Annotated in this window: 26 protein-coding genes; 19 read left to right on the top strand and 7 right to left on the bottom strand. The window is 61.8% G+C overall.

Annotated elements, in window-relative coordinates; genetic code table 11:
- The first annotated feature begins 89 nt into the window (after positions 1–89).
- Genes ACP146_RS12570 through ACP146_RS12555 form a run of 4 tightly spaced genes read left to right on the top strand, consistent with a single transcriptional unit; the run spans position 90 to position 3,668 of the window.
- Positions 90–719, top strand: coding sequence for a TRAP transporter small permease subunit (locus ACP146_RS12570; protein WP_422367100.1), 630 nt, complete (start codon positions 90–92; stop codon positions 717–719).
- Positions 712–2,064, top strand: coding sequence for a TRAP transporter large permease (locus ACP146_RS12565; protein ID WP_422367099.1), 1,353 nt, complete (start codon positions 712–714; stop codon positions 2,062–2,064). Before ACP146_RS12570 ends, ACP146_RS12565 begins: the two co-directional genes overlap by 8 nt.
- Positions 2,065–2,091: 27 nt before the next feature.
- Positions 2,092–3,429 (top strand): amidase, encoded by a 1,338-nt coding sequence (locus ACP146_RS12560; RefSeq protein ID WP_422369648.1) that lies wholly within the window; start codon positions 2,092–2,094, stop codon positions 3,427–3,429.
- A gap of 47 nt (positions 3,430–3,476) precedes the next feature.
- On the top strand, positions 3,477–3,668 hold the full coding sequence (locus ACP146_RS12555; RefSeq protein WP_422367098.1) for a hypothetical protein: 192 nt from the start codon (positions 3,477–3,479) through the stop codon (positions 3,666–3,668).
- Between the two features lie 17 nt (positions 3,669–3,685).
- Here the strand turns inward: ACP146_RS12555 and ACP146_RS12550 are convergent, their stop codons facing one another.
- Positions 3,686–5,251, bottom strand: a complete 1,566-nt coding sequence (locus ACP146_RS12550; protein WP_422367097.1) for a hypothetical protein — start codon at positions 5,249–5,251, stop codon at positions 3,686–3,688.
- A 104-nt stretch (positions 5,252–5,355) separates the two neighbouring features.
- On the opposite strand from ACP146_RS12550, the gene ACP146_RS12545 reads away from it, so the two are divergent.
- From ACP146_RS12545 to ACP146_RS12535, 3 genes are all read left to right on the top strand, one after another.
- The gene (locus ACP146_RS12545) at positions 5,356–6,228 is read left to right on the top strand and encodes a DUF547 domain-containing protein (protein ID WP_422367096.1); all 873 of its coding nucleotides are present in this window, start codon (positions 5,356–5,358) and stop codon (positions 6,226–6,228) included.
- Positions 6,229–6,406: 178 nt separating this feature from the next.
- Positions 6,407–7,756, top strand: coding sequence for a tetratricopeptide repeat protein (locus ACP146_RS12540; RefSeq protein WP_422367095.1), 1,350 nt, complete (start codon positions 6,407–6,409; stop codon positions 7,754–7,756).
- A 103-nt stretch (positions 7,757–7,859) separates the two neighbouring features.
- On the top strand, positions 7,860–8,510 hold the full coding sequence (locus ACP146_RS12535) for an SOUL family heme-binding protein (RefSeq protein ID WP_422367094.1): 651 nt from the start codon (positions 7,860–7,862) through the stop codon (positions 8,508–8,510).
- Positions 8,511–8,520: 10 nt separating this feature from the next.
- On the opposite strand, the gene ACP146_RS12530 is transcribed toward ACP146_RS12535, so the two are convergent.
- The 6 genes from ACP146_RS12530 to ACP146_RS12505 all read right to left on the bottom strand — a co-directional run bounded on the left by ACP146_RS12530 (position 8,521) and on the right by ACP146_RS12505 (position 13,160).
- On the bottom strand, positions 8,521–9,531 hold the full coding sequence (locus tag ACP146_RS12530) for a DUF808 domain-containing protein (protein ID WP_422367093.1): 1,011 nt from the start codon (positions 9,529–9,531) through the stop codon (positions 8,521–8,523).
- A 101-nt stretch (positions 9,532–9,632) separates the two neighbouring features.
- On the bottom strand, positions 9,633–10,331 hold the full coding sequence (locus ACP146_RS12525; protein ID WP_422367092.1) for a DUF1194 domain-containing protein: 699 nt from the start codon (positions 10,329–10,331) through the stop codon (positions 9,633–9,635).
- Between the two features lie 456 nt (positions 10,332–10,787).
- Positions 10,788–11,117: a hypothetical protein gene (locus ACP146_RS12520; protein WP_422367091.1), complete on the bottom strand. Its 330-nt coding sequence runs from the start codon at positions 11,115–11,117 to the stop codon at positions 10,788–10,790.
- 132 nt (positions 11,118–11,249) lie between these two features.
- A complete protein-coding gene (phnN, locus tag ACP146_RS12515) occupies positions 11,250–11,804 on the bottom strand; it encodes a phosphonate metabolism protein/1,5-bisphosphokinase (PRPP-forming) PhnN (RefSeq protein WP_422367090.1) in 555 nt (184 codons plus the stop codon).
- A 25-nt stretch (positions 11,805–11,829) separates the two neighbouring features.
- A complete protein-coding gene (locus tag ACP146_RS12510) occupies positions 11,830–12,399 on the bottom strand; it encodes a phosphonate degradation HD-domain oxygenase (RefSeq protein ID WP_422367089.1) in 570 nt (189 codons plus the stop codon).
- Complete coding sequence (locus tag ACP146_RS12505) at positions 12,396–13,160, bottom strand: DUF1045 domain-containing protein (RefSeq protein WP_422367088.1); 765 nt, start codon at positions 13,158–13,160, stop codon at positions 12,396–12,398. The genes ACP146_RS12510 and ACP146_RS12505 overlap by 4 nt, the downstream gene beginning before the upstream one ends.
- Positions 13,161–13,469: 309 nt before the next feature.
- Between ACP146_RS12505 and ACP146_RS12500 the strand changes: the two genes are divergently transcribed.
- The 12 genes from ACP146_RS12500 (at position 13,470) to xylF (ending at position 26,672) form a co-directional block, all read left to right on the top strand.
- On the top strand, positions 13,470–14,270 hold the full coding sequence (locus tag ACP146_RS12500) for a UDP-2,3-diacylglucosamine diphosphatase (RefSeq protein WP_422367087.1): 801 nt from the start codon (positions 13,470–13,472) through the stop codon (positions 14,268–14,270).
- A gap of 5 nt (positions 14,271–14,275) precedes the next feature.
- The gene (locus tag ACP146_RS12495; RefSeq protein ID WP_422367086.1) at positions 14,276–15,274 is read left to right on the top strand and encodes a glycosyltransferase family 4 protein; all 999 of its coding nucleotides are present in this window, start codon (positions 14,276–14,278) and stop codon (positions 15,272–15,274) included.
- Positions 15,275–15,362: 88 nt separating this feature from the next.
- On the top strand, positions 15,363–16,271 hold the full coding sequence (locus ACP146_RS12490; protein ID WP_422367085.1) for an SMP-30/gluconolactonase/LRE family protein: 909 nt from the start codon (positions 15,363–15,365) through the stop codon (positions 16,269–16,271).
- 195 nt (positions 16,272–16,466) lie between these two features.
- Positions 16,467–17,336 carry a carbohydrate ABC transporter permease gene (locus tag ACP146_RS12485; RefSeq protein WP_422367084.1) on the top strand — a complete coding sequence of 290 codons (870 nt, stop codon included), beginning with the start codon at positions 16,467–16,469 and terminating at the stop codon, positions 17,334–17,336.
- The gene (locus ACP146_RS12480; protein WP_422367083.1) at positions 17,333–18,340 is read left to right on the top strand and encodes a carbohydrate ABC transporter permease; all 1,008 of its coding nucleotides are present in this window, start codon (positions 17,333–17,335) and stop codon (positions 18,338–18,340) included. The genes ACP146_RS12485 and ACP146_RS12480 overlap by 4 nt, the downstream gene beginning before the upstream one ends.
- 112 nt (positions 18,341–18,452) lie before the next feature.
- On the top strand, positions 18,453–19,907 hold the full coding sequence (locus ACP146_RS12475) for an extracellular solute-binding protein (RefSeq protein WP_422367082.1): 1,455 nt from the start codon (positions 18,453–18,455) through the stop codon (positions 19,905–19,907).
- A 90-nt stretch (positions 19,908–19,997) separates the two neighbouring features.
- Complete coding sequence (locus ACP146_RS12470; protein ID WP_422367081.1) at positions 19,998–21,083, top strand: ABC transporter ATP-binding protein; 1,086 nt, start codon at positions 19,998–20,000, stop codon at positions 21,081–21,083.
- A 2-nt stretch (positions 21,084–21,085) separates the two neighbouring features.
- On the top strand, positions 21,086–22,120 hold the full coding sequence (locus tag ACP146_RS12465) for an aldo/keto reductase (protein ID WP_422367080.1): 1,035 nt from the start codon (positions 21,086–21,088) through the stop codon (positions 22,118–22,120).
- Positions 22,121–22,166: 46 nt separating this feature from the next.
- A complete protein-coding gene (locus ACP146_RS12460) occupies positions 22,167–23,006 on the top strand; it encodes an amidohydrolase family protein (RefSeq protein WP_422367079.1) in 840 nt (279 codons plus the stop codon).
- A gap of 91 nt (positions 23,007–23,097) precedes the next feature.
- On the top strand, positions 23,098–23,802 hold the full coding sequence (locus ACP146_RS12455; RefSeq protein WP_422367078.1) for a pentapeptide repeat-containing protein: 705 nt from the start codon (positions 23,098–23,100) through the stop codon (positions 23,800–23,802).
- Positions 23,802–25,427 (top strand): CRTAC1 family protein, encoded by a 1,626-nt coding sequence (locus ACP146_RS12450; RefSeq protein ID WP_422367077.1) that lies wholly within the window; start codon positions 23,802–23,804, stop codon positions 25,425–25,427. Before ACP146_RS12455 ends, ACP146_RS12450 begins: the two co-directional genes overlap by 1 nt.
- Positions 25,428–25,622: 195 nt before the next feature.
- Positions 25,623–26,672: a D-xylose ABC transporter substrate-binding protein gene (gene xylF / locus ACP146_RS12445; protein ID WP_422367076.1), complete on the top strand. Its 1,050-nt coding sequence runs from the start codon at positions 25,623–25,625 to the stop codon at positions 26,670–26,672.
- The last annotated feature ends 76 nt before the right edge of the window (positions 26,673–26,748 follow it).

Raw genomic sequence — 26,748 nt, 5'->3', positions numbered from 1 at the left:
GACCAGAGGGCGGCACTCTCGCGTGCCGCCCTCACCATAAGCAGAACGGATCTGCAGTCCTCCCGGCCGAAATACTTCTGGGGCGCGCCATGGAAAGCTACATCATCTTTGCCGACAAGGTTTCGGCGTGGTTCGGCAAGGCCTTTGCCTGGCTGATTCTCGTCATGACATTCGGCGTGGGCTACGAAGTCTTCGTGCGCTATGTGCTGCGCGACCCCACATCCTGGGCCTTTGATGTCAGCTATATGATGTACGGCACTCTGTTCATGATGGCGGGCGCCTACACCCTGTCGCGCGACGGCCATGTGCGTGGTGACTTCGTCTACCGCCTGCTGAAGCCCAAGACCCAGGCACTGATTGAGTTCATTCTGTATTTCATCTTCTTCTTCCCCGGTGTGATCGCGCTTATTCTGGCAGGCTGGAAATATGCGGCACGATCATGGAGCTACACCGAGGTGAGCGTCATGAGCCCGGCCAACGTGCCGATTTTCCAGTTCAAAAGCGTCATCATCGCCGCTGGCATCTTGTTGCTGATCCAGGGCATCGCCCAGGTTTTTCGCTGCGTCATCTGCATGCGCACCAACGAATGGCCGAAGCACAGCGAAGACGACGTGGAGGAGATGGAGGACGTGCTCCTGCGCGAGCATGAGCGGGACATCCTGCACCATTCTTCCGAAGCCATCGATATTGTGAAGCCGTTGGAGCGCCGCGATGACTGACCCTCAAGTTGCGGTGATGATGCTTGGCATCTTCATCATCGTCATTCTTCTCGGCTTCCCGATTGCCTTCACGCTGATGGCGATGGGCGTGGGCTTCGGCTACTACGCCTATTACGACCCGGAGCGGATGCGCACGATCTTCGACAACCGGATCTTCGACCTCTTCGTCAACCAGACCTACTCGGTCATGGCCAATGATGTGCTAACGGCGGTGCCGCTATTTCTCTTTATGGGCTACATAGTGGAACGGGCGAACATCGTCGATCGCCTGTTCCATACGCTCTACATCTCGGCGCGCCGCATCCCGGGCTCCATGGCTGTGGCCGCTCTGGCGACCTGCGCCATGTTTGCGACGGCGACCGGTATTGTCGGTGCCGTGGTCACGCTTATGGGCATGCTGGCTTTTCCGGCGATGCTGAAGGCCCGCTATGACGCCAGCTTCGCTTCGGGCGTCATCTGTGCCGGTGGCTGCCTGGGCATCCTGATCCCGCCCAGCATCATGCTCATCGTCTATGCCGCGACCTCGAATGTTTCCATCGTGAAGCTTTATGCGGGGGCCATCATTCCCGGCTTTATGCTGGCCGGCCTTTACATGCTCTACGTAGTCGGGCGGGCGGTCTTGAATCCGAAGCTCGCACCGAAGCCGCGCGAGGATGAATTTGAAGACGTCAGCATCGGCAAGGTTGTGCTGATGCTGCTGACCTCCTTCTTCCCGCTGGCTTTTCTCATTCTGTCGGTGCTGGGCGCGATTCTCTTTGGGCTCGCGACACCCTCCGAGGCTGCGTCGATCGGGGCTCTCGGCGGCCTGGTCCTGGCCGCGGCTTACCGCTCGCTGACCTGGGAACGTCTGCGTGAGTCCGTCTATCTGACGGTGCGGACCTCGGCGATGGTCTGCTGGCTCTTCGTCGGCTCCTGGGTGTTCTCTTCCGTATTCTCGTACCTCGGCGGAGAAACGTTGATTAGCGAGTTCGTGCTGGGTCTGAACCTTTCGCCCCTCGCATTTCTGCTGATGGCCCAACTGATCATCTTCCTGCTGGGCTGGCCGCTGGAGTGGTCGGAGATCATCATCATCTTCGTGCCCATCTTTTTGCCGCTGCTGCCATTCTTCGGAATCGACCCGTTGTTCTTCGGCATCTTGGTGGCGCTCAACCTGCAGACCTCTTTCCTGACGCCGCCCATGGCGATGGCGGCCTATTACCTGAAGGGTGTTGCCCCGCCGCATGTCCAGCTCATGACGATCTTCAAGGGCGTCTTGCCTTTCCTTTCGATGATCCTGGTGGCCATGGTCATTATGTACAACTTCCCGGGCGTTGCCCTGTTCCTGCCCGAGTACTTCTACGGTTAACTGGCTGGAGAGCGGGACTTGGACCAGATGACAGCGGAACGGCGCAGCGGCGCGACAGAGCAAGCGGCGGAGATCGCCGCCGGCAGCCTGCGCTCGCTCGATCTGGTGCGTGGCTATCTCGACCGGATCGCCGCAGAAGGTGAAGCGGTGCGGGCCTGGGCCTATCTGGACCCCGAGTACGCCCTGCGCCAGGCACAGGAACGCGATGATCAGCGCGGCCTCGGCCGTCCCTTGGGCCCGCTGCACGGTGTTCCCGTCGGCCTGAAGGACATCATCGATACGGCCGATATGCCGACCGAAAACGGGACGCCGCTTGATGCCGGGCGGCGCCCGCGCCAAGACGCGACTCTGGTATCGCGGCTGCGCGGGGCAGGGGCGGTCATCATGGGCAAGACCGTCAGTACCGAACTGGCCTTCTATGCGCCGGGCAAGACCCATAACCCGCATGACCCGAACCGCACACCCGGCGGTTCTTCCAGCGGTTCGGCAGCCGCCGTGGCGGCGGGGCAGGTCCCCTTGGCGGTCGGCACCCAGACCAACGGCTCCGTCATCCGCCCGGCCTCTTTTTGCGGTGTCGTCGGCTACAAGCCCAGCCACGGGACGATCTCGCGCAAAGGCCTGCTGTCTCAGTCGCCGCCGCTGGATACCGTCGGCGTCTTTGCGCAGAGCGTCGAGGATGCAGCCCTGCTGGTCGATGTCATCGCCGGCCACGACCCGGCCGATAGTGCCACGCGGCCGATGGCCCATCCGCGTCTGTTGGAGGCAGCCCGTTCGGCACCGCCGGTGAAACCCTCCTTCGCCCTGGTGAAGGGGCCGACCTGGGATGCGGCGGACGCCGACACAAAGGACGGTCTTGCGGAACTGAGCGACTTCCTGGGCGATGCCTGCGATGAGGTGCCGCTGCCCTCGGCTTTTGACCGTGCCCATGACCTGCAGCGGCTCTTGATGATGGCCGGCTTTGCGAAGAACCTCGCGCCTTATTATGAGAAAGGCAGAGATCAGCTCAGCGATGTCATGCGCGCTGCCATTGAAGAGGGGCGGCGGGTCCTGGCCGTCGACTATGCGCTGGCGGAGGAGTGGATCGATGTCCTCAACGGAGGTCTCGCCGAGATCTTCGAACGTTACGACGCCATCCTGACCCCCTCGGCTGTCGGCGAGGCGCCGGAGGGGCTCGATGCGACCGGCGATCCGACGTTTTGCACACTCTGGACCCTCTGCGGCACCCCGGCCATCACGCTGCCCCTGTTGCAGGGCTCGTCGGGCCTGCCCATTGGCGTGCAGATGGTCGCCGGGCGTGGCGACGATGCCCGCCTGCTGCGCAGTGCGCGCTGGCTGATGGATGAACTTGCCAAGGCGAAGGGTTGACTGTTTATGAACATCCTCATCGCCGTCCTTTGTATGGAGGCTTTGCAATGCCCCTGATTGATAAGCTGCTGGCTCTGCTGTCGATGGCGCTCTTCGTTGCCTTTTTAGGCATTCTCATCTGGTGGGTGCGGGAGATCGACTTGATCATTGTCGTTGTTGTGGTGACAGCCATGGCGCTCTATGACTTCTGGAAGGGCGCGGGTCATGGCAAGGCGATCACGGTCCATAAGAAAGAATAGCCGCAGCCTGCCTGTGTTTACCCGGGGTCAGCCTCTGCGGTGACGGCTGCGGCCAGCTTTCGGCTGGCACGGATGTCCCAAGCGGCGGCAATCACTACGATGGCGCTTCCCAGGAGGGCGGAAACTGCAGGTCCGATCGGTGGTTCCAACGGACTGTTGAGAACCGAGACGGCCGACCAGACAATCCAAATCACCACAAGACCGGTTACGAGCCCGGTTTCGATGCTGGGCGCGGCGGCGTTGCTACGCCCCCCGAGGACGCGTCGACCGAGCCAGAGGTGAGAGTCGCGTTCATCGGAGGATGCGATGGAAGACAGATCCTCCAGGGCCTGGGCCGCCTCGCGCCTGGCTTGTCCAACCCGCAGCATGGCAAGGCCCAGCACCAACCCCAGGACGAGGGGGAAAAGGCTGATGAAGCTTCTGAGGTCGATGGGCACGACGGCGGAGGCGCCGGCCAGTGCCGCTAACTGCTTCCGTTGCTCGGTGAATTGCTGTTCCAGGGCGTCACGCTTTTCGAGCAAAGAGGCTCGCACAGCCTCCTGCCTGTTCAAAGATTCGCCGACGGCGGCGAAGGGTTGGGCAAGCAGTTCGTCGCCGGTCAGTTGTTTTGCAATCGTACTGACAACTGCGTCAGCGAAGACAGCTTTGCCGCCGGTGGTACCCCACCAGTCTGATTCAAAGGTCTCGTCCAGTCGTTGATCCGGGCTGATGACCAGATTTACGACCGCTGTCCTTTCGTTTTCCATGGCCACAGCGGCTGATTCCAGAGCCTCACTGTTCTCCGGCAGTGCCGACGCAGCCTTGCGCGCCGCCGCAGCCGCGCTGTCCAGAGCGGCCAGATAGGGCGGCCGGATGTTTCGGTCCCAGTTGTTATGCGCCCGTTCGTAGGCCGGATTCACGATCATCCTCTCGGCATAGGCCGACATTAGAGCCGTTGTGTCCTGCCTGTTCGTCTCCGTACTGGACAGAATGTCATGAAGGGTCGCGTCAATGTAGACTTGCGGCGGCGGCTCGCTTGATCGGCTTACGCCAGGTCCGGGCCGCTGACTGCCCAAGGCCATCTGCTGAGGGATGTCGAAGTCTTCTGGCGCGCGCATCTGTTGGAACTGATCGAAAGACGCTGCCGATTGCGGCGCGGCCGGCTCTTCATAGCGTTGCCGGGTTGCCTCGTCGGCGTTTTCGATCTGGCCGCCCAGCCCGGCCGGGGACTGGGTGTCAGGCAGGGCTGATCCGTCGCGGAAGGCCTTGATGTCCTCGCCCAGCCTTTTGAAGTCCTTAATCATTGCTGTGGTGGCTCTCTCGAGAGTGCTCTTGAGCGCTTCGCGGCTGTTTTTTTGCAGGCGGGCCAGTTGCTCCAATTCTGGCGCCAACTCGTCCAGAATGGCGGTTTTCTGGGCGATCGAGGCTTCAAGGCCAGCGGTTTCGGTGGAGATTCGCAGATAGGGATGCACCGTCAACAGATGAACCAAGGCCATCAGCCCGGCAATCAACAGGAAGAGACGGCGGCCTTTCCCCACATCGCGGTGTGCCCCCACCAGGGCGTCGCGCGCTATGCCCTCCACAAAGCTCATACAGGCCAGCATAGCACGAAATCCGCCGTTCACGGGCCGCTCGCAGTCCTTTGAGTTTCCTTTCGGGCGCGGCGTACAAATTTCCTACTGGAAGATCGCTGTAACCGGAGTCTGCCATGCCCGCTTCCAAGCCTATCCTTGCCTGCCTGCGCTTTGTCTGTCTCTCGATGTTGATCCTGCCCTTGGCCGGCTTTACCTCGGCGGAGCGGCTTTTCGCGCCCTCATCCGATCTTTGGCCGCGGTGGGAGCGTCACAGCCCTGCAAGTCCGAATGAGATCGATTTTTCAGCCTGGGATGCTTTTCTCAAGCGCAATGTGGTCATAGGCAGCGATGGCGTGCATCGGGTGGACTACGGCGCAATCGCCGCCGGGCAGGCGGCGTCTCTGGACGCCATTGTTACGGATCTGGCTGCGGTACCGATCAGCGAATTCGCCCGGGACCAGCAGTTCGCCTTCTGGGTCAACCTCTACAACGCTGTGACCGTGAAGGTCATCGTCGATCACTATCCGGTGGAAACGATCCGCGACATCGACATTTCTCCCGGCTTCTTCTCCGAGGGGCCCTGGGACAAGGAGCTTGTGGCGGTGGAGGGCGAAGCCCTGACCCTCAACGATATCGAACATCGGATTCTGCGGCCGATCTGGGATGATCCGCGGATACACTACGCCGTCAACTGTGCTTCGATCGGATGTCCCAATCTCGCGGTCTCGGCCTTTACCGGAGGCGGCCTGGAGGCCCAGCTCGATACGGCGGCGCGCGGCTACATCAATGATCCGCGCGGCGTCAGCATCGTCGGGGAACGGGTTACAGTCTCCAAGATCTATGATTGGTTCCATGAGGATTTCGGGGGCAGCACCAAGTCGGTTCTGGCTCATCTGCAGCGCTATGCCGAACCGGCGTTGGCGACCCGGCTGCAGGAGATCGGCACCATCGAGGATACGGCCTACGACTGGTCGCTCAACGACATCGCTGTACCAGCCACGGAGTGAAAGACCTTGCCGTATCTGCGCTGCTGAAGCCGTGCGGTTCCGCAAGCTCGTGTTTCAAATGTATCCTGTGTGAGAATTCCCACTTGGGCGGGCGCAGAAGGGGGAGTAGACCCTTGATTGCAGCCGGCGTAACCGGCCGCTGAGCCGCAGACGAGCTCGTTGGGGAGAATTGAAGGATATGATGACCTCTGTGGATGCGCGCGGAGAACCGGTCAGCGGCGCTTCGGACACCGCCATTACACTCTACGAAAAGGCCTTGGCGCAGTTTCAGTGCTATCAGGGCGATCCGGTGGCCACCATTGAGTCCGCGATAGCGGACAGCCCGGCCTTTGTCATGGCGCACTGCCTGCGGGCCTATCTCTTCGCCCTGGCGACAGAGGTGGAGGCTATGACGGAGGCAAGAAGCAGTTTCGAAGCGGCTGAGGTCTTGAACACCTCAGCACGCGAACGCCGTCACCTTGCCGCTATCGCCGAGTTCTTGAATGGCAATTGGGAGCGGGCAATCACGGCCCTGGAAGACATTCTGATCGACTCGCCCCGTGACGCTCTGGCTCTGCAGGTCGTTCATCTCAGCGATTTTTATACCGGCGACGCCAGAAGCCTGAGGGATCATGTGGCGCGCGTTCTTCCGGAATGGTCCCCGGATGATCCGGGCTATCATGCCTTGCTTGGCATGTATGCCTTCGGCCTTGAAGAGTGCGGTGACTACGGCCGCGCGGAGGAGGTGGGCCGCCGGGCTACTGAGTTGAACCCGCAGGACGCCTGGGCCCAGCACGCGGTCGCCCACGTTATGGAGATGCAGGGTCGCCAGGCCGACGGTATCGACTGGATGCGCGGGCGGGAGCGGCACTGGGCTGACGACAGCTTTTTTGCCATCCACAACTGGTGGCACTTGGCGCTCTATCACCTGGACCTGGATCAGATCGACGAAGTGCTGGCACTCTATGACGGGCCGATCCGCAAGGACCGTTCCCAGGTTATGCTGGATCTTCTCGATGCCAGCGCTTTGCTTTGGCGCCTTCACCTGCGGGGCGCCGATGTCGGCGGCCGTTGGAAAGAGCTGGCCGATTGTTGGGAGCCCCTGGCTGAAGACGGCTTTTACGCCTTCAACGATGCCCATGCCATGATGGCCTTTATGGCCGACGGCCGGGATAAGGCGGCGGAAGCGATCCTGACCGCACAGAGCAAAGCCATGGCGGGCAATGCCAGCAACGCGATGATGACCAACCAGATCGGGCACCCGGTCTGCAACGCCCTGCGCGCTTTTGGCCGTGATGACTACGCCACCTGTGTCGACCTTCTGCGGCCTTTGCGCAGTCGCCTCAACCGCTTTGGCGGCAGCCATGCGCAGCGGGACATCTTTGACCTTACCTTGCTGGAGGCCGCAAAACGCGACGGGCAACTCGCCCTCGTGCGGGAGTTGGCCAATGAGAGAGTCGAGCTGAAGCCGAGCAGCCCGCTGAATCAGCGCTACCGCGAAGATGCAGCCCGCCGCCTTGCGGAGATCTCCGGCGCGGCAGTCGTCTAGGGCGGCGTTCGCCGTCCGGCGTGGTTTGCCGCCGACAAACCGGGCGGCTCAGCCGGCAGCATAGCCGGGTGATCCGAAAAAGCGGTGACGCCGTAAAGTGAGTATGCGTCAAATCGTTGCAATATCCTTGGTTTCCCTCTTTTTGGCCGGCTGTTCCGCCTTCGGTGTTCGCTCCGGATACGAACAGCCGGGCTATGAAGTCGTCGAGCGGCTCGATGAAGCGGTCGAGCTAAGGCGCTATGATGCGCGCCTTGCCGCTGAAGCGACCGTCGGAGGCGCAGATACAGAGGGTGAAGAGGACAGCGCCTTCAGGCTGTTGTTCAATTACATCTCCGGCGCCAACGAGACCGCGGCGGAGATCGCCATGACGGCGCCCGTCGAAACCGCCGAGGCATCGGCGGAGATTGCCATGACGGCGCCTGTTGAATCGGCGCGCAGCGCGGACGGAAGCACACGCATGCGCTTCTTTCTTCCGAGCGCGTACGACGCCGATACGGCACCAAAGCCAAGCGATCCGAGGGTCAGCCTTGTGACGCTGCCGGCCCAGAGTCAGGCTGTCTTGCGTTTCACCGGGTTCGGGGGTGAGGCGGTTGTCGAGGAAAAGACAAGGGAACTCTTGGCGGCTTTGGAAGGTAGCGCCTGGCGCCCGGCCTCAGAGCCGGTGGCCATGTTTTACGATCCGCCCTGGACCATCCCCTTTCTGCGCCGAAACGAGGTCTCCGTTGTTGTCGCGCGGTCTGAACAGCGCGGATGACTTCCGCGTTCTAAGCCGGTTTCTTCATCTTGTCGCTGAAGCGCCTGGCGAGAGGCAGCAGGACAAAGGACACCAGGGGAATAACCGCGAAACCCAGGGCAAGGCCGAAAACTCCGTCCAAGGCTGCGGTGACGAGCCAGGTGACGAAGGCGCCGGCAACCGCCAACGTCTGCGCTGCTGCAAGCGCGACAGCGTGAATAGTATGCCCCAGGACATCCCAGCCCAGCACCTCAAGCCCATGAATGACGATGGAGCCGCCGACCCAGAGCATCGCTGCAGTTCCTATTGCGGCAATCAGCTTCATGAAGCCCGGCATGCCTTTGACGATGCCCCGTCCGAGGGCGCGAACGACGGCCAGGCGTCCGACCTGGCTCAGCTTCAATCCGACATCATCGGCTTTCACCAGGACCGCGACGCTGCCGTAGACTAAGGCTGTGATTCCGATGGCCACCATGGCCAGGACAAGACCTTCGATCCAGAGACTGTCGGCTTCGATCTCGGCGAGGGCGATGGTCATGATTTCGGCAGAAAGAATGAAGTCAGTCTTGATCGCACCTGCCACTCTTTCCTGTTCCAGGTGGGCGGCGTCCAGGGTTTCGGGTTTGGGTCCGTGATCGCTGTGTGGAACAAAGATGTGCAACACCTTTTCGGCGCCTTCGAAACACAGATAAGTGCCGCCCAGCATCAGCAAAGGCGTAAGCAGCCAGGGCGCAAAGGCATTGAGCAGCAGGGCGGCAGGCAGAAGAATGACAAGCTTGTTGAAGATCGACCCCCGCGCGATCTTCAGGACGATGGGCAGTTCCCGCGCCGCCGGCAGGCCGTGAACGTATTTGGGCGTTACCGCGGCATCGTCGATAACGACCCCTGCGGCCTTGGAGCCGGCTTTGGCAGCGTCGTCGATGACGGCGCCGGCGACTTTTACACTGACCTTCGTGGCCTGCGCGGCCACATCGTCGACCTGCGCCGCCGCCGCCCGGGCCAGGGCGGCCACGTCGTCGAGAAGGGCCAGAAGTCCGCTCATCCCAAACTGTTCCCGGATGCTCTAAGGGGTGAAATAGAAGGCCGTTCGGCGAGCCGTCTGCCGAACCGCAGTCTTCTTGGTATCCGGGGGCCGGGGTGGGGTCAACCGTTGTTGGAAGGCAGGCTGTTACCGGCAATCAGATCGCGCCAGAACTTCTTTTCCAGCGCCTTGGGCAGATCGGCAGGGTCTTGAACGGTCATCAGAAAGGCGCCCGGGCCCCCGATGACGTTCTGCTCGAAATAGGCCGGCAAGTCGCGGCGCCCGCCGAAAACGACCCCGTTGATCGTCGCCCCCCGGCGAATGGCCTGATCCCGCTGCAGGCTGGGATCGAAGCCCGCGTTGTCGACGCCGTTGCTCAGAATGTTGATGACGGCCCGCCGCCCCTGAAAAGGGGCGTCTTCGGCGAGCCGGCTGGCGGCGCCGACCGCTTGGGCGATATCGGTCATGCCGCCCCCCGGCGCAGCGGCTTGGTCGCTACGGGAAGCGGGGCCCTGATCGTTGCTCTCGTAGTGTGAGCGGTCGATGCGTGGCGCCGCGCGTAACTGCGCAGCCACCTTCGCCGCGTCCTGCGGGCTGGCAATCACCGTCCAGGGCACGATGATGCGCAACTGACCGTCACTCGACCATGTGAAGGCCATGAAGCCGATCCGCTGCATCAGCCCCTCGCTGACGAGGGAAAGAAAGTCGGCGTTCATCACACCGCGGGAAAGGCCTGTGTACTGCAGCCATTCATCGTGGCGGGTTATTGAATCTGAAACATCGATGGCGGTGACAACGTTGAAGTCGGTGGAGAGAGGCAAGGGGGCCTCTTCCGCTGTGGCCGGATGAATAATCCCAGCGAAATGAAGAAATAAGACAGCAATCAGTGTTCTGAACAGCATGGATTCTGCTCCTCAGTTGAAATTTATGCGCAAGAAGAAAAGGTTTGGTTAATTCAACCTGAGAATATTTTGCGCTTTACTGTAGTTTTGCGGCGAAAAAGCTGTAGGTCCGGATTTTGTGCTTATCGACTGTATTCCGGTCTTGTGCAGAGCATGATCAGTCGTGAGGCAAGTCAAATGGCGACCTGTGCCTCAGATCTCCAAGGCTTTCCGTGATTTCGGGAAAGCCTGTTGCAGGAGACATCAGCTCGATCCGATGCTGGGCATCACCCTAAGCGGCAGGCATTTCCGTTGGATGTCCGTCCGGCCCTATACTTGTTTCAGTTGTTCCAGTCGCGCCGATGGACTTCTGGCCTATGGGTTTCTGAAAGGGACTCAGGCGGCAAGAGTGCCGTTGGGGGCGGTCTTCGGCAGGCTGTAGCGCTTGGTCAACGGATTGAACATGACGATGCAACGGCCCGACATCTCGGTCAGGTAGGATTCCACCGTTGCCGGCGCCAAAGCCGTCACCTGGCTCAACTCGTCCCGGGTAGAGGGCAGCATCTCGGCGAGCGCGGCAAGCAGCCGGCCCCGCGGGTCTGTGTCCGGCTCGTCGCCCCGCCCGTCCTTGCCGCCGGGCTGACTGTTGGAATTGGCCGGCTGGTTGCGGTCCGACGACAGCGCGGCGCCGATGATGCCGAAAAGGAGTGTTTGAGCGACAAACATGATCTGACTTCCTTGGTCTTCGCCCCGGGCCGGGGCGTGTCTTGGGTTCCTGGTAAGACCTACGGACCCAGATGAACGGCGGTTTCACGCGCCAGAAAAAACCAGGAAGGTTAATAAAAAAACAAATGCTTTCTATCTGTTCCCGCGAGTGCCAAGGTCCTCGAGGAACTGTTGGACAGCCTCTTCCAGGCTGCCGTCATTGACAATCGTGCGCACGGTCCCCCCCGGCGGCAGCTCAGCACTGCGGGTCAGGCGTCGGCGCACGGCCGCCAAGTCCTCGCGTCCCCGGTTGAGCAGGCGCTGTTCCAGGACCTCGGGGGAGGCCGTAATGCGGATCACCAGGGTATCGGAATGTTTAGCCCGGGCTTCAGAAATGACCGAGCGCGAGACATTGGCGATCACCGTTGCGCCTTCGCTCAGCTGGGTGGCAATCGTTCCCGGCAGGGCGTAGCGCAAGCCGTGGGCCGGCCAGTGCAGGAAGAATGCGCCTTGAGCGCATAGGCGCTCGAACTCATCCGCCCCGACCGTGTCGTGATCCTCGCTGTTCGGATCGCTCTGCCGCGTGATGATTCGCCGCGGGAAAACATAGTCCACCTGGCTGGCCAGCTCGGCTTTCGCGGCATTGATGATGCTGTCCTTGCCGACCCCGCTGGGGCCGACGACGAGCACGAGGCGGCCTTTGGACATTTCGATACTTCGCCTTTGGATGGGGCTATGCCGAGAGCGAGCGTTCGATCATCGGTGCGAACGCTTGGAGGGCCGGAGTTTTCTTATCCGGGTCCTTGGCGGCCTCGTCCCAGCGGCGAAGGGCAATCGCATCTGCTGCGTAGGGCCTTGCGAGAAAGCTGTCGGCCTCGGCGGCGGTAAAGGGGCCACCCTGTACGGCCAGGCTCCTGATCGACTCGTCGGAAAGGCGCTGGAAGTACCCTTCCTCCGCCTGACAGAGATAGCGCTTGGCATCCACGTGCATGGCAATCGGGGCCGTCACTGCGGCGCCGAACCAGCGAGACAGATAGGCGGCGCCGACCTTCTCGTGCGCGGCGTCGATGCCGGCGGCCGCTGCACCCTCATCTTTGGGGTTCACCAAATGGCCGATATCATGCAGCAGCGCCGCCACCACGAGGCTTTCGGCTGCGCCGCTTTCCTGGGCCAGGGTGGCGCACTGAAGTGCGTGCGCCAACTGGCTTATCTCTTCTCCACCATAGCGGTCGCCGCCCAGGTCCTCGAGAATATCCAGCAATGCGGGAACCGGCTGTCCTTCGTTTTTGTTTAAATCGTTCATAGTGCTGCCTGTCCTCTGTCTGAACTTTCCGCGTCCGCGGCTTCTTCGCGGTCCCGTACGCCGAGGCTGAACCGCTCTTCGAGCATGAAGGGCGAGTGTGTATCGGCTTGGCTGTAGAGGCTGATCTCCTGAACCGGTGTGGGCTGATCAAGCGCAGAGGCCAGGTATTCAGCCAGAGCTTCTTGCAGTCTCTCTCGCTTTTGTCGATCGGCCAAGGGGCCGGTTAAGGTCATATGAAACCGAAATTCCTCGAAAACGTAGGGGTAACCCCAGCGGCGGAGCAACGCTTCCTGGCGCGGCGTCAAACCCTTGGCAAGGCGGCGCTGAACACTCTCTTCGCTCAAGGGAGCTCTGAGAACGTCGAGGTCTCTGACGGCTTCCGCGGCGAGGGTCTCCATTGCCGGGGCGGGCTCTGAGAAGGTCAACGCAAGGAAGGGACCGATGGCGGAGACTTTCAGAGGCGGTGCTGTAAACGACGGCTGGTCCAAGGCAAAGCGGCTGAGGCTGCTACGGAGTTGCTGCAGGGTGCAGTCGGGGGAGAGGTGAAAGGGGGCCTTCAACGTGGCATGGAAGCCGTAGTGCCGCGGACTCTCGGTTGCTGCCGCCAGTTCCGCCGCAGTCCAGCCTTCCAGTTTGGGTGGCGTGCGGAGCCGGCCGGTCTCGCAGTCCCGACCAAGCCAGTCTTGCGCAAGCGCCCAAAGCGCGTTGCGGCGCGGCAGGGCGTAGTACACGGCATAGCGTGGAAGATGATCTTGGCTCATCGACTTCCTATCGGGACGGATGCTTCTCAATACACTCTTTTAGCCAGAGTCTGGTCCGCCGTACAGAATCGGAAACACTACAGTTTCATGACGGGAAAGGCTGGTTGCGAGGTCCCCGAGTCGCCGGTCAATAAGGTTAAGGAAGGTTCGAAATTGACGAAGTATGTATCTTCCATGACAGTGTAATGACGTGGGTGTTATATTCGCAGCTACTTTGGTGATGGAGATTTGTTATTTAAAAAGATCTTGATATAAGCCGCGGAAACACCACCGCTTTTGGTGGTCTTAAGGGATCTGCGGAGTATACCGATGGATGGCCTGGCACCTTTTGGACCTTCACGATATCGCAGTGTTTTCATCTCCGACATTCACCTGGGCACGCGGGGATGCAAAGCGGACTATCTGCTCGACTTTTTGAAGAACACCGATTGCGAAACGCTCTACCTTGTCGGCGACATATTTGATGGCTGGCGCCTGAAAAAGAACTGGTACTGGCCGCAGGCGCATAACGACGTGGTGCAGAAGCTGCTGCGCAAGGTGCGCAAGGGCATGCGGCTGGTCTATGTTCCCGGCAATCACGACGAGGTGCTGCGCGGCTATCTCGGCATGCACTTCGGTGGTGTCGAAGTGATGAAAGAGGTGATTCACGAGACAGCCGACGGCAAGCGGATGCTGGTCATCCACGGCGACGAATTCGACGGCATCGTGAAGTACGCGCGTTGGCTGGCGCTGCTCGGCGATTGGGCCTATGTGACGATGCTGCACGTGAACACCTGGTTCAACTTCCTGAGGCGCAAGCTGGGTTTCGGCTACTGGTCGCTCTCGGCCTATCTGAAGCACCGGGTGAAGAACGCTGTCCAGTTCATCTGCAGTTTTGAGGAAGCAGTTGTTGCCGAGGCCAAGCGACACGGCGTGGACGGCGTCATCTGCGGCCATATCCATATGGCGGAGATGCGGATGATCGACGGGATCCTCTATGTGAACGACGGCGACTGGGTGGAGAGCTGCACGGCGCTGGTCGAACACATGGACGGGCGCCTTGAGATCCTGCCCTGGGCGGAGCTGCGCGCCTTTCCGATGCTGGAGCCGGCGTCGGTGGCGACGGCGTAGCGCCGATGCGTATTCTGCTGGCGAGCGACGCTTGGTTTCCTCAGATCAACGGCGTGGTCCGGACCTTGAGCCGCGTGCGTCAGGAACTGGAGGCGGAGGGCCATGTCTTCGAGGTCATCGCGCCGGATCAGTTCCGCACTGTTCCCTGTCCCTCTTACCCGGAGATCCGCCTGGCGATCCTGCCGGGCATCGGTTTGAAAAGGCGTATCGAGTCGTTCGGCCCCGATGCCATTCACATCGCGACGGAGGGGCCGATCGGTCTGGCGGTCAGGAACTACTGTGTGAAGCATAAGCTGCCCTTCACCACCTCCTACCACACCCGCTTTCCGGAATACCTCTCGGCGCGGATACCGGTTTCGCCGGACCTGGGCTATCGCTTCATGCGCTGGTTCCACAAGCCGTCCCGCGGGATCATGGTGGCGACCCAGTCGATGCGTCGCGAGCTGGAGTCCAAGGGCTTCACCGGGATCGTCGACTGGACCCGCGGTGTCGATACGACGCTGTTCCGCCCCGATGCCCCCAAGGCCATCGATTTGCCGAAACCGGTCTACATGTACGTCGGCCGGGTGGCAGTGGAGAAGAACATCAAGGCCTTTCTGGATCTCGATCTCGACGGCAGCAAGGTTGTGGTCGGCGACGGGCCGCAGCGTAGCCAGTTGGAGACCGAATATCCCGAGGTGGTTTTCGCCGGCGCCAAGCAGGGCGAAGAGCTGGCGGCGCATTATGCCTCGGGTGATGTCTTTGTCTTCCCCAGCCGCACCGATACCTTCGGCCTGGTGATGCTGGAGGCCCTGGCCAGCGGCATGCCGGTGGCGGCCTATCCAGTGCCGGGTCCCCTGGACGTGGTCGACGGCTCCGGTGCCGGGGTGCTCAGCGAGGATCTGGCCGCAGCCACCCGCGACGCCATCAAGATCCCCCGCGACCACTGCCGCGCGCATGCGCTCACCTTCTCCTGGGCCAACTGTGCCGAGATGTTCCGCGCCAATCTGCGGCCAGTTGCCTAGCCTTCCCGTTTGGCCCGATGGGCTCAAGGCGTTAAACTCGCCAACGGACAAGGGCGTTGAAGGCCCGTTACTTTGGGAGGAGGGGCCGATGCACCCGGACTATGACGTACGCGACAGGCGTTTCAACGACTACCTGCTGGGCAACTGCAAGGTCGAGAAGCTCTACACCGGAACGCTCTGGGCGGAGGGGCCGGTTTACTTCTGCGACGGCGATTTCCTGCTTTGGAGCGACATTCCCAACAACCGCATCCTGAAGTGGACCCTGGGCGGCGGCGTAACCGAATTCCGCCGGCCCTCCGACTATTCCAACGGCCATACCCGCGACCGGGAAGGGCGGCTGGTGAGTTGCGAACACGGTGCGCGGCGGGTTACCCGGACCGAATGGGACGGCAGCGTCACGGTGCTGGCCGACAACTATCAGGGCAAGCGTCTGAATTCTCCCAACGACGTGGTGGTGAAATCCGACGGCACGGTCTGGTTCACAGATCCGCCCTACGGCATCCTTTCGGACTACGAGGGCTACAAGGCCGACAGCGAGATCGGGGCCAATCATGTCTACTGTCTCGATCCCAAGTCCGGCGAATTACGGATCGCCTCCGACGATTTCGACAAGCCCAACGGCCTGGCTTTCTCACCGGACGAGAAGATCCTCTATATCGCCGACACCGGGGCTTCCCACGATCCCGACGGGCCGCGTCATATCCGCGCCATGCAGGTCGGCGCCGACAACAGCCTTTCCGGCGGTGAGGTCTTTGCCGTCTGCGACAACGGCCTGTTCGACGGCTTCCGTCTGGACGAGGACGGCAACATCTGGTCCAGCGCTGGGGACGGCGTCCATTGCTTCTCACCCCAGGGCGAACTGCTGGGCAAGATCCGCGTGCCGGAGAAGGTCTCCAACGTCACTTTTGGGACCCGCAAGAAGAACACCCTCTTCATCACGGCCACGACCTCGCTTTACGCCGTCACCTTGAACCGCAAAGGGGTTCAGTGGCCCTAATGCGGCCATCTCAGCACCCGCGGGCCCTCGGTTAGTCAGCATTTCCCTGGCGCATGAGCCTTGTTTGCACCTGCAGCATAGCTCGGAGGTTGAGATGAGATGCGGCCTGCAATAGGCTGATCCGCAACAAAGATTGAAGAACGGCAGAGGGCGGGTGCTTTTTCGAGGCCCCCCGAGCGGGAGGGGAGCCCGGGTTTGCGCGAGCCGATCAAGTACCTTTTCATTTGGCCTGCATTTCTGGTGGTGCTCCTGATCGGGCTGTTTCCGCTGATTTACTCGCTGACGGTCAGTTTTCAGAGTGCGCGGCTGGTGCCGCCGCGCCCGCCGCGTTTCATCGGCTTCGACAACTATGCCGCGCTCTTGGGCGAAGAACGTTTCTGGCAGGTGATCACCACGACCTCCGGAATCGTCTTCTCCTCGGTCTTGGTGCAATACGTGATCGGCTTTGCCGTTGCCCTGGCGCTGTTCAGCAGGGTCCCTGGAGAGCGCCTGTTTCGAGTCGTCTTCCTGTTCCCGATGCTGATGGCGCCGATCGCCGTGGCCTTGGTCGGGCGCATGCTGTTTCACTCTACGGTCGGGCCGGTGAATCACTTCTTCACCGTGCTCGGCTTGCCGAATCTCCCGTTTCTGACGGATGCCAACTGGGCGCTGGGCACCATTGTGACGGTGGAGGTCTGGCAGTGGACGCCCTTTGTTATCCTGCTGATGCTGGCGGGGTTGCAGAGCCTGCCGCGGGATGTCTATGAGGCTGCCTCGCTGGAAAACGCGACGCCCTGGCAGCAGTTCTGGGGGATCACCTTTCCCATGTTGTTGCCGATTTCGGCGGCGGTGGTCTTCATCCGTATCATCGAGAGTTTCAAGATCATCGATACCGTCTTCGTGCTGACCGGCGGCGGTCCCGGCATTTCGACCGAAACCCTGACGCTCTACGCCTATCAGGAGGGTTTCAAGAAGTTCAACCTCGGCTACACCTCGGCGCTGTCGTTCCTGTTCCTGATCGTCGTTATCGTCATCGGTGTTGTCTATCTGGCGGTGCTGCGCCCGCATCTGGAGAAGCGGGCATGATGAAGCGTCCCCTGGTGTTCGGCCTCTGCCTGTTCTGGGCCCTGGTGACTTTGTTTCCGCTGTACTGGACCTTTGTCACCTCGCTTAAGCCGCCGACGGCGGTGAACGGTGGGCCGACCTATATTCCCTACGTCGACTTCATGCCGACCCTGCAGGCCTACATCGACGCCTTTTCGGGAATCCGGGGCGATTTCATCAATCCCTTCATTAACTCAGCCCTGATTGCCGTCTCGGCAACGGCGCTGTCGGTCACCTTCGGCACCATGGCTGCCTATGCGCTGGTGCGGTTCGAATTCCGGATCAGGCTGGGGTCCGGGCTGATCTTCGCGGCGGTGGCAATCGGCGGTTTCCTGCTGTTCAACGAAACCTTCGGATTTTCCAGGGCGCAGGCCATGGGCTTGGCCTTCCTGGCGGCCTTGCCCGCTTGTCTGATCGCTAACCGCCTGCCACTGCCCGGACCGGTTCTGGGCAACAAGGACGTGCTCTTCTGGTTTGTCTCCCAGCGCATGTTCCCGCCCATCGTCACGGCCTTTGCCCTGTTCCTGCTGTATTCGGAGATCGGCAAGGAAGGTTTCAAGCTGCTCGACAGTTATCTGGGCATGGTACTCTGCTACACGGCCTTTTCGATCCCCATCGTGGTTTGGCTGATGCGCGACTTCCTGGCGACCCTGCCGGTGGAGATCGAGGAGGCGGCCCTGGTCGACGACGTGCCGCGCATGCGGATTTTCTTTGAAATCGTGGTGCCCATGGCGCGGCCCGGTCTGATCGCGACCTCGCTGATCACGCTGGCCTTCATTTGGAACGAATTTCTGTTCTCCCTGCTGCTCACCACCTCCAACTGGCAGACCTTGCCGATTTTGCTGGCGGGGCAAAACTCGTATCGTGGTGACGAATGGTGGGCGATTTCTGTGGCCGCGATGTTTGGAATCGCGCCGATGATTGTCGTGGCGATGCTGCTTGCTAAGCTGATGCGCTCGGGCTTGACCCTCGGCGGGATCCGTTGAGCGGTGCGACAGGAGTACAAAAAAGGATAAGACAAAGGGAAGGTAGAGAGGATCAAAGCCGCCGATGCGGCGCGATCAAAGACAACAAGCAAGAAAAGAGGGAGAAACGCCAATGAGAAAATATCTTTGTGCAACGGCAAGCGGGTTGACGGTGGCCCTTGGCCTGTCCGGGGCGGCGCTTGCCTGCTCGCCGGACTTTACCGGGGTTACCCTGAAGGTCGGCTCGCAGACAGGCCCCTTCATTGCTTCGGCGATGCAGGCGGCGGGTGAGAGCTGGGAACAACAGACCTGCGGCAAGGTTGAGGTGGTGGAGTTTCCCTTCGGTGAGCTCTATCCAAAGTACCTGACCGCCATGGTCGCCGGGGAAGCCTCTTTCGATGTCATCACTTTCGCGCCGGCCTGGACGCCGGATTTTGCGCCTTATCTGTCGGAAATGCCGGAGAAGATCCGCGGCACGGCGGACTGGGACGACATCGCACCGGTTTACCGCGACCGCCTGATGGTCTGGAACGGCAAGCATCTGTCGCAGACCATCGACGGCGATCTTCACACCCTGTCCTATCGCCTGGACCTGTTCAACGATCCAGAGGAGCAGGCCGCCTTCAAGGCGAAGTACGGCTACGATCTGGCGGCGCCGGCGACCTGGGATCAGTACTACGATATCGCCGAGTTCTTCACCCGGCCGGATGAGAATCTCTGGGGCACGGCGGAGGCCTTCCGCCGCGGCGGCCAGCAGTTCTGGTTCTTCTTTACCCACGCGGCCAGCTACACCAACAACCCGAACAACCCGGGCAGCATGTTCTTCGATCCTGAGACCATGGACGCGCAGGTGAACAACGAAGGTTGGCAGAAGGCTCTGGAGGATTACATCCGCTCTGTGGGCTTTGCGCCGCCGGGGGCTTTGAATTTCTCTTCCGGCGACATCCGCACCGCTTTTTCGGGCGGCCAGGTGGCGATGAACTTCGACTGGGGCGACACTGGTACGATCGCCTCGGACAAGGCCCAGAGCCAGGTGGCCGGTTCCGTCGGCTCGGCACTGACGCCGGGCTCGACACAGCTCTGGAACCATAAGACGAACGCCTGGGACAGCTTCGACGAGCCGGTTTACTCGCCCTTCATGGCCTATGGCGGCTGGCAGGCGGCGGTGCCGCAAGCAGCGAACAACGTCGATGCCTCCTGGCACTACGTTGAATGGGCCTCGAACCCCGACAATTCGGGTCAGGCGGCGGTGACTGGTGGGTCAGGCGTCAACCCCTATCGCTTCTCGCATTTCACCAATCTGGATCGCTGGCTGAAGACCTTCTCGGAGGAGGAGGCCAAGATGTATCTGGCGGCCCAGCGCGGCAGTCTGGAGGCGCCGAACATCGCGCTCGACATGCGTCTGCCGGGCTACTTCAGCTACACCGAGGTGCTGGAGATCGAGCTCTCCAAAGCCTTGGCAGGCCAGGTTTCGCCCAAAGAGGCGTTGGATACCATTGCTGAGGAATGGAACAAGCTGACCGACGAGTTCGGCCGTGAGGACCAGTTGGCCGCCTATCGTTCTTCGATGGGTCTGCCTCCGCTTTAATCGGCTGAGATGACGAAGGGCCCCTGTCCTGCGGGGCGGGGGCCCTTTCGGTCCGTCTGATTTCAGTGTTTCAAGAGGACAGTTGAATACATGGCCTATGTGCAGTTGCAGGGCGTCAGCAAGGCCTTTGACGACGTCACGGTGATTCCGGCTCTGGACCTGGAGATCGCCGATACCGAGTTTGTTGTCCTGGTCGGTCCCTCCGGCTGCGGCAAGACCACGACCCTGCGGATGATCGCGGGGCTGGAGGCGGCGTCCGGCGGCGTCATCAAGATCGGCGAGCGCGCGGTGACAGACCTGCGCCCGGGCCTGCGCAACTGCGCTATGGTGTTTCAGAACTACGCGCTCTATCCCCACATGACCGTCGCCGACAACATCGGCTACGGCATGAAGGTGCGCCGCATGCCGAAGGAGGAAATTGCCGGCCGCATTGCCGAGGCGGCGCGCATCCTGGGCCTGGAGCCCTATCTGGACCGGCGGCCGAAACAGCTCTCGGGCGGTCAGCGCCAGCGCGTGGCCATCGGCCGCGCCATCGTGCGCCAGCCCGATGTGTTTCTTTTCGACGAGCCGCTCTCGAACCTCGACGCCAAACTGCGCATCGAAATGCGCACCGAGATCAAGAACCTCCACCGGCGCCTGAACAGCACCATGGTCTACGTCACCCACGACCAGGTGGAGGCGATGACCATGGCCGACCGGGTGGTGGTGATGAACGAAGGCCGGATCGAACAGGCGGCGGACCCGATCACGCTTTATGAGCGTCCTGCGAATACCTTTGTGGCCGCTTTCATCGGCGCACCCTCCATGAATTTCGTACCGGCGACCGTGATCGCGAAGGGTGAGGGCCTGGCGCTGCGCCTGGACGACGGCAGCGAACTGGGGATTCCCCGCGAGCGCTGGGATCGCTACGGCGCCCATAAAGACCGCCCGGTGACCTTTGGTCTGCGGCCGGAGCACAATGCCGGCGGCGCGGAGGGAGAGGCGGTGATCACCATGACGGCCCGGGCCATCGAACCGCTGGGGCCGCACACCCTGTTGATCGGCGAGGCGGCGGGCCAGGGTTATACAGCCCAGGTCGACTCCCACTTTCCGGCGGCCCCGGACCAACAGGTTCCCATCTCCCTGGACATGACCAAGATGCACGTTTTCGATCCTGATGACGGCCGGGCGCTGTAGACATGGCTGCCCTTCCGCAACGGCGTCTTGGAAAAACCGGCCTGCAGGTGACCGAAATCGGCTTCGGTACGGCGCCGCTCGGCAATCTCTATGAGAAAATCGACGACGCGGTGGCGGCAAAGACCATTGAAGCGGCCTGGGATGCGGGGCTGCGGTTCGTCGATACGGCGCCTTTTTACGGCTACGGCCTGGCCGAACAGCGGGTCGGCGAGTTTTTCCGCAACCAGCCTCGAGACTCCTTCGTGCTCTCGACAAAGATCGGCCGTCTGATCAAGCCCCATGATCCGGGCGAGGAATGGCCCGGCGTTTTCAAAGGCGCTCTGCCCTTCAAACCGGTCTTCGACTACAGCTACGACGGCGTGATGCGCTCCTTCGAAGACTCGCTTCAACGCATGGGCCTTCACCGCATAGACGTGCTGCTGATCCACGATATCGATGAAGAGTCCATCGGATCTGCAGAGGAAACGGCGGCGCATCGAAAAGCGCTCTTCGGCGGTGCCAAAGGCGGCGGCTATGCGGCCCTCGATGAGTTGCGGCGCAGCGGCGACGTTGCCGGGATCGGCGCGGGCCTGAACCTCTGGGAGGTGGCCGAGAGCCTGATCCACGAGGGTGATTTCGACTGCTTCCTGCTCGCCGGGCGCTATACCCTGCTGGAACAGGAGGCACTGAACAGCTTCCTGCCGCTCTGCGCCGAAAAGGACATCGGGATCTTCCTCGGCGGCCCCTACAACAGTGGAATCCTCGCCACCGGACCGATCCCCGGCGCGATGTACAACTACGAGCCGGCCTCGGAAGACATTCTGCAAAGGGTTCGGCAGATAGAGGCGGTCTGCCGCGCCCACGATGTGCCGCTGGCCTCCGCCGCCCTGCGGTTTCCCCTTGGCCACCCTTCGGTTGCGGCCATTATTCCCGGCGCGCGCAACGGCGATGAGATCGCGCGAAACCTCGCGACCTTCGATCATCCGATCCCCGCGGCGCTATGGACCGACCTGAAGGGCGAGGGGCTGCTGCGCCAAGAGGCGCCGCTGCCCCTGTAGATCGATGGCAGTAGATCCATGGCAGTAGACCCATGGCAGTAGACCCATGATCGTCGACAGTCACGTTCACTTCTGGCAACTCGCACGGGGCGACTATGACTGGATGATGGGCCCGGGCACCGAAGGCCTGGCGCCGATCAAACGCGATTTCGGCGTGGAGGATCTGCGTCCGCACATCCGTGCCGCAGGGATAGACAAGGTCTTGTTGGTGCAGGCGGCGGCTACGGTCGTTGAAAGCGAGTTCCTGCTGCGTCAGGCCGATGCCTGTCCCGAAGTGGCCGGGGTTGTCGGCTGGGTCGCCATGGACGCGCCCGATGGCGTCAGCAGCATGGAAAAACTAGCTGCACATCAGGCCTTCAAGGGCGTGCGCCCCATGATCCATGACATTGCGGATGTTGACTGGATGCTGGGTCGGGCACTGGACGATGCCTTTGCAGCGCTTGCCAGGCTCGATCTGACCTTCGATTGCCTGGTGCGCCCGGTTCATCTGCCCAATCTGCTGGCCTTGTTGCAGCGCCATCCGGATATGCGTGCCGTTATCTGCCATGGCGCCAAGCCGGAAATCGCGGCCGGCGGCTTTGCGCGCTGGGCGGAAGACATGGCTTTGCTGGCGCAGGAAACCAACGCCTTTTGCAAGCTCTCCGGCTTGATTACGGAGGCGGGACCGGGCTGGTCCGTGGAGGGATTGAGGCCCTATGTCGATCATTTGCTGGCGGTCTTTGGCGCCCGTCGGCTGATCTGGGGCAGCGATTGGCCGGTTCTGACCTTGACGGCGGACTACGGCGAATGGTGGGCGGCGATCGGGCGCTTGTTGACGGACCTGGCGCCCGCTGAAAGAGCGCAGGTCCTCGGCGGCAATGCCGTGAGCGCCTATCGGCTGACCTGATCGCGGTATTGTGCACTGCATTGGCTGTTCAAGCCGCCGCCGCTTCGCTACCATCGCCGTATCGCAACGAATACAGGAACTTGCTGTCAGGATGACCCGATTGGCTGTGCTTTCCAAAGTCTCGTTCTACGCCGCCGCGTTCACACTCGTCAGTTTCCTTGGTTCCCAGGCAGCGGAAGCCGCCTGCAACACCTCGCCGGGCGTTGGGGTAGATTGGACCAAGTGCGAGAAACGCCGGTTGAACCTCAGCGGTCAGGACCTTAGTCGAGGCGTCTTTCTCAACACCGACTTCGGACGCACCGACCTCAAAGACGCCAGGTTCGTCAATGCGGATCTCAGTATGGCGGACTTCGCCAAGGCCCGGTTGGCGGGTGCGGACCTGAGCGGCGCCAAGATGGTGAAGACCCAGGGCGACCGGGCGGATTTCACCAAAGCCAAGCTGGTCGGTGTCGACATGACCAAGGCGGAAATGTCGCGCACGGACTTCAGCGGCGCCGACTTCACGGATGCGGTCATGATCAAGGCCGAACTGGGCCGCGCTTCTTTGGTCGATGCCAAACTCGACAGGGTTGACTTATCGCGGGCCGAAATCGCGCGGGCGATCTTCAAGGGTGCCAGCCTCATCGACAGCAATTTCGAGGACGCCTATACCTATCTCACCCGCTTCGAGGGCGCCGATCTCTCTCAAGCCAAAGGTCTGGAGCAGTTTCAACTCGACGTCGCCTGCGGAGACGACGATACCGTCTTGCCGGAGGGTATGGAGCGCCCGGCCCATTGGCCCTGCGCCGAGGAATGATGCGCAAGGCCATCGCGTTCCTTGGGCTGGGCCTGATACTCGGCAGTTGTGCTGCCGTCCCAAGTGAACCCTTTGACCGGCAGGGCCTGTCGGTCCCTTTGCCGAAGTTCGCTGATGAAACAGCCGGCAGCGGTCTGATCCAGACCTACAGCGGCGAACGCCGCTATGTCGTGGGCGGCGGTCTGGCCCACCTGGATTGTGACGCAGATGGAATGACCGATCTTTACCTCGCGGGCGGGGCGGCCCCGGCAAAGCTGTATCGCAACACCGGGACTGCCGGCGGTCCACTTGCGTTTGTGGCGCAAGACGACGCGGCCCTGGCGCTCGACGCAGTAACGGGCGCCTACGCCCTGGATATCGACGGTGACGGCCTGCAGGACCTGGCGGTCCTGCGGTTCGGTGAGAACGTCCTGTTTCGCGGGCTCGGCGACTGCCGTTTTGAAAGGGCCAACGAGGCCTGGGGCTTCGACGGCGGTGCGGCCTGGACCACAGCCTTTGCTGCAATCTGGGAGGAGGGGGCGGACTGGCCGACCCTGGCCATCGGCAACTACATCGATCTTGATCAGCCGGGAGCGCCCTGGGGAACCTGCTTCGACAACCAGCTCCACAGGCCGGCAACAGGCGGCGGCTTTGCCGCTCCCCTGGCCTTGGCGCCCGGTAACTGTGCGCTTTCCATTCTTTTCACCGACTGGAACGGTGACGGCCGGGCCGATCTGCGGGTCAGCAACGACAGGCAATACTACCGTGGCGGCGAGGAACAGCTCTGGCATGTGCCGCCCGGTACTTCGCCGCGCGCTTATACCCGGGAAGAGGGTTGGGCCCAACTTCAGGTCTGGGGGATGGGCATTGCAAGCCACGACGTCACCGGGGACGGTTTGCCGGACTATTTCCTCACCTCAATGGCCGACAACAAGCTGCGGACCCTGGACCCCGATGCCGCGGGACCGGCCTACAGTGATATCGCTTTCGGCCGGGGAGTGACGGCGCACCGGCCCTATCAGGGTGATCAGAGCAAGCCCTCCACCGCCTGGCATGCAGAATTCCAGGATGTGAACAACGACGGCCTAGCCGACCTCTTCGTTGCCAAAGGCAACGTCGATGCCATGGCCGACTTTGCCATGGAGGATCCCAACAATCTGCTGCTGGGCCTGCCGGACGGCAGTTTCGTGGAGGCCGGGGGCTTGTCCGGCCTGGACAGCGGTGCCCGGGGGCGCGGGGCCGCGGTGGCGGACCTCAATGCTGACGGGCTCTTGGACGTGGTCGTGGTCAACCGCAACCAACCGGTACAGGTCTGGCGCAATCTCGGCATCGACCGGTCCGGTGACAGTGGGTCCTGGCTGCGCGTGAAACCGCGGCAGCCCGGCGGCAATCGGGACGCGGTGGGCGCCTGGATTGAATTGCGCACACCCGAGGGTCTGCAGCGCCGGGAGGTTTTTGTCGGCGGCGGCCACGCCAGCGGCGGCATGGACTGGCAGCACTTCGGCCTCGGCGGTGCTCAGGAAGCCGAACTGCGGGTGCGTTGGCCCGGCGGTACCTGGGGTCCCTGGTTGGCGATGTCAGCAGGGACCTCCGTTGAGGTCAGCCGCGATGATTCGGGCGGGGACCGCGTCGCCGTCTCCGAGTGATCGCCTTCTCATCCCCAAGGCGCTCAGAGGAATGATGTAATTCCATCATTTTTGCTTGATGATTTTATCGCTTTATGAGGTAAACAGCGTATTGACAGGCCGGGTGCGTACGTCAAAAATGATCTCAAGCAAGAACAATCGTTGAATCGAACGACGGCTGCGGAATGTCCGTGGCGGTTTCCAAGGGAGGAAAACATGAAACGGGTGGTACGTGGTTTGGCTGCCGGCATCCTGACGGCGGGCCTCGTTGCCTCTGCGGCAACAGCGGCGATGGCGCAGACGGTTGTCGGCGTGAGCTGGTCGAACTTTCAGGAGGAACGTTGGAAAACCGACGAGGCGGCAATGAAGGCCGAGTTGGAACGCCTTGGCGCGACCTACATTTCCGCCGATGCGCAGTCCTCCAACGAGAAACAGATTGCCGATATCGAGGGCCTGATCGCCCGCGGCGCCACGGCGCTTATCGTGCTGGCGCAGGACGCCTCGGCCATCGTGCCGGGTATTGCCAAGGCGACGGCAGAGGGCATTCCCGTGGTCGGTTATGACCGCCTCATTGAGGTGCCGGATGTCTTCTACCTGACCTTCGATAACAAGGAGGTTGGCCGCATTCAGGCGCGCGAGGTCTTCAAGGCGCAGCCCAAGGGCAACTACGTTTTCATCAAGGGCTCCTCCGCGGACCCCAATGCGGACTTCTTGCATTCCGGCCAGCTTGAGGTTCTCGATGCGGCCATCAAGGCCGGCGATATCAAGATCGTCGGCGAGCAGTACACCGATGGCTGGCTGCCGGAGAACGCGCAAAAGAACATGGAGCAGATCCTCACCGCCAACGACAACAAGGTCGATGCGGTCGTGGCCTCTAATGACGGCACCGCCGGCGGTGTGGTTGCGGCGCTGACCGCCCAGGGCATGGAGGGCCTGCCGGTCTCCGGCCAGGATGGCGACCATGCGGCCCTGAACCGGGTTGCCAAGGGACTTCAGACCGTCTCCGTCTGGAAGGACGCGCGGGAACTGGGCAAGGCCGCGGCCGCCATCGCCGTGCAATTGAGCACAGGCACCATGGCCGACAAGGTTGAGGGTGCGACCAAGTGGAGCGGCGGGCCGAAGGGCGTGACGATGGATGCCATCTTCCTGAACCCGATCCCGATCACCTCCGGCAATCTCAATCTGGTCATCGATGCCGGCTGGGTCGGCAAGGACGTGGTCTGCCAGGGCGTGGATGCAGCCAAGGCGCCGGCGGCCTGCAAGTAATCAGGTCTGGATAAACTGGGCGAGCGGCCGGGCTCCACGCGGGGCGCGGCCGCTTTGCCGGGAAGGGGAGGAAGGC

This window comes from Pelagibius sp. (assembly GCF_965249265.1).
Classification (GTDB): domain Bacteria; phylum Pseudomonadota; class Alphaproteobacteria; order Kiloniellales; family Kiloniellaceae; genus Pelagibius.
Note: the sequence above shows the minus strand (reverse complement) of the source record. Positions and strands in the feature narration are given on the sequence as shown.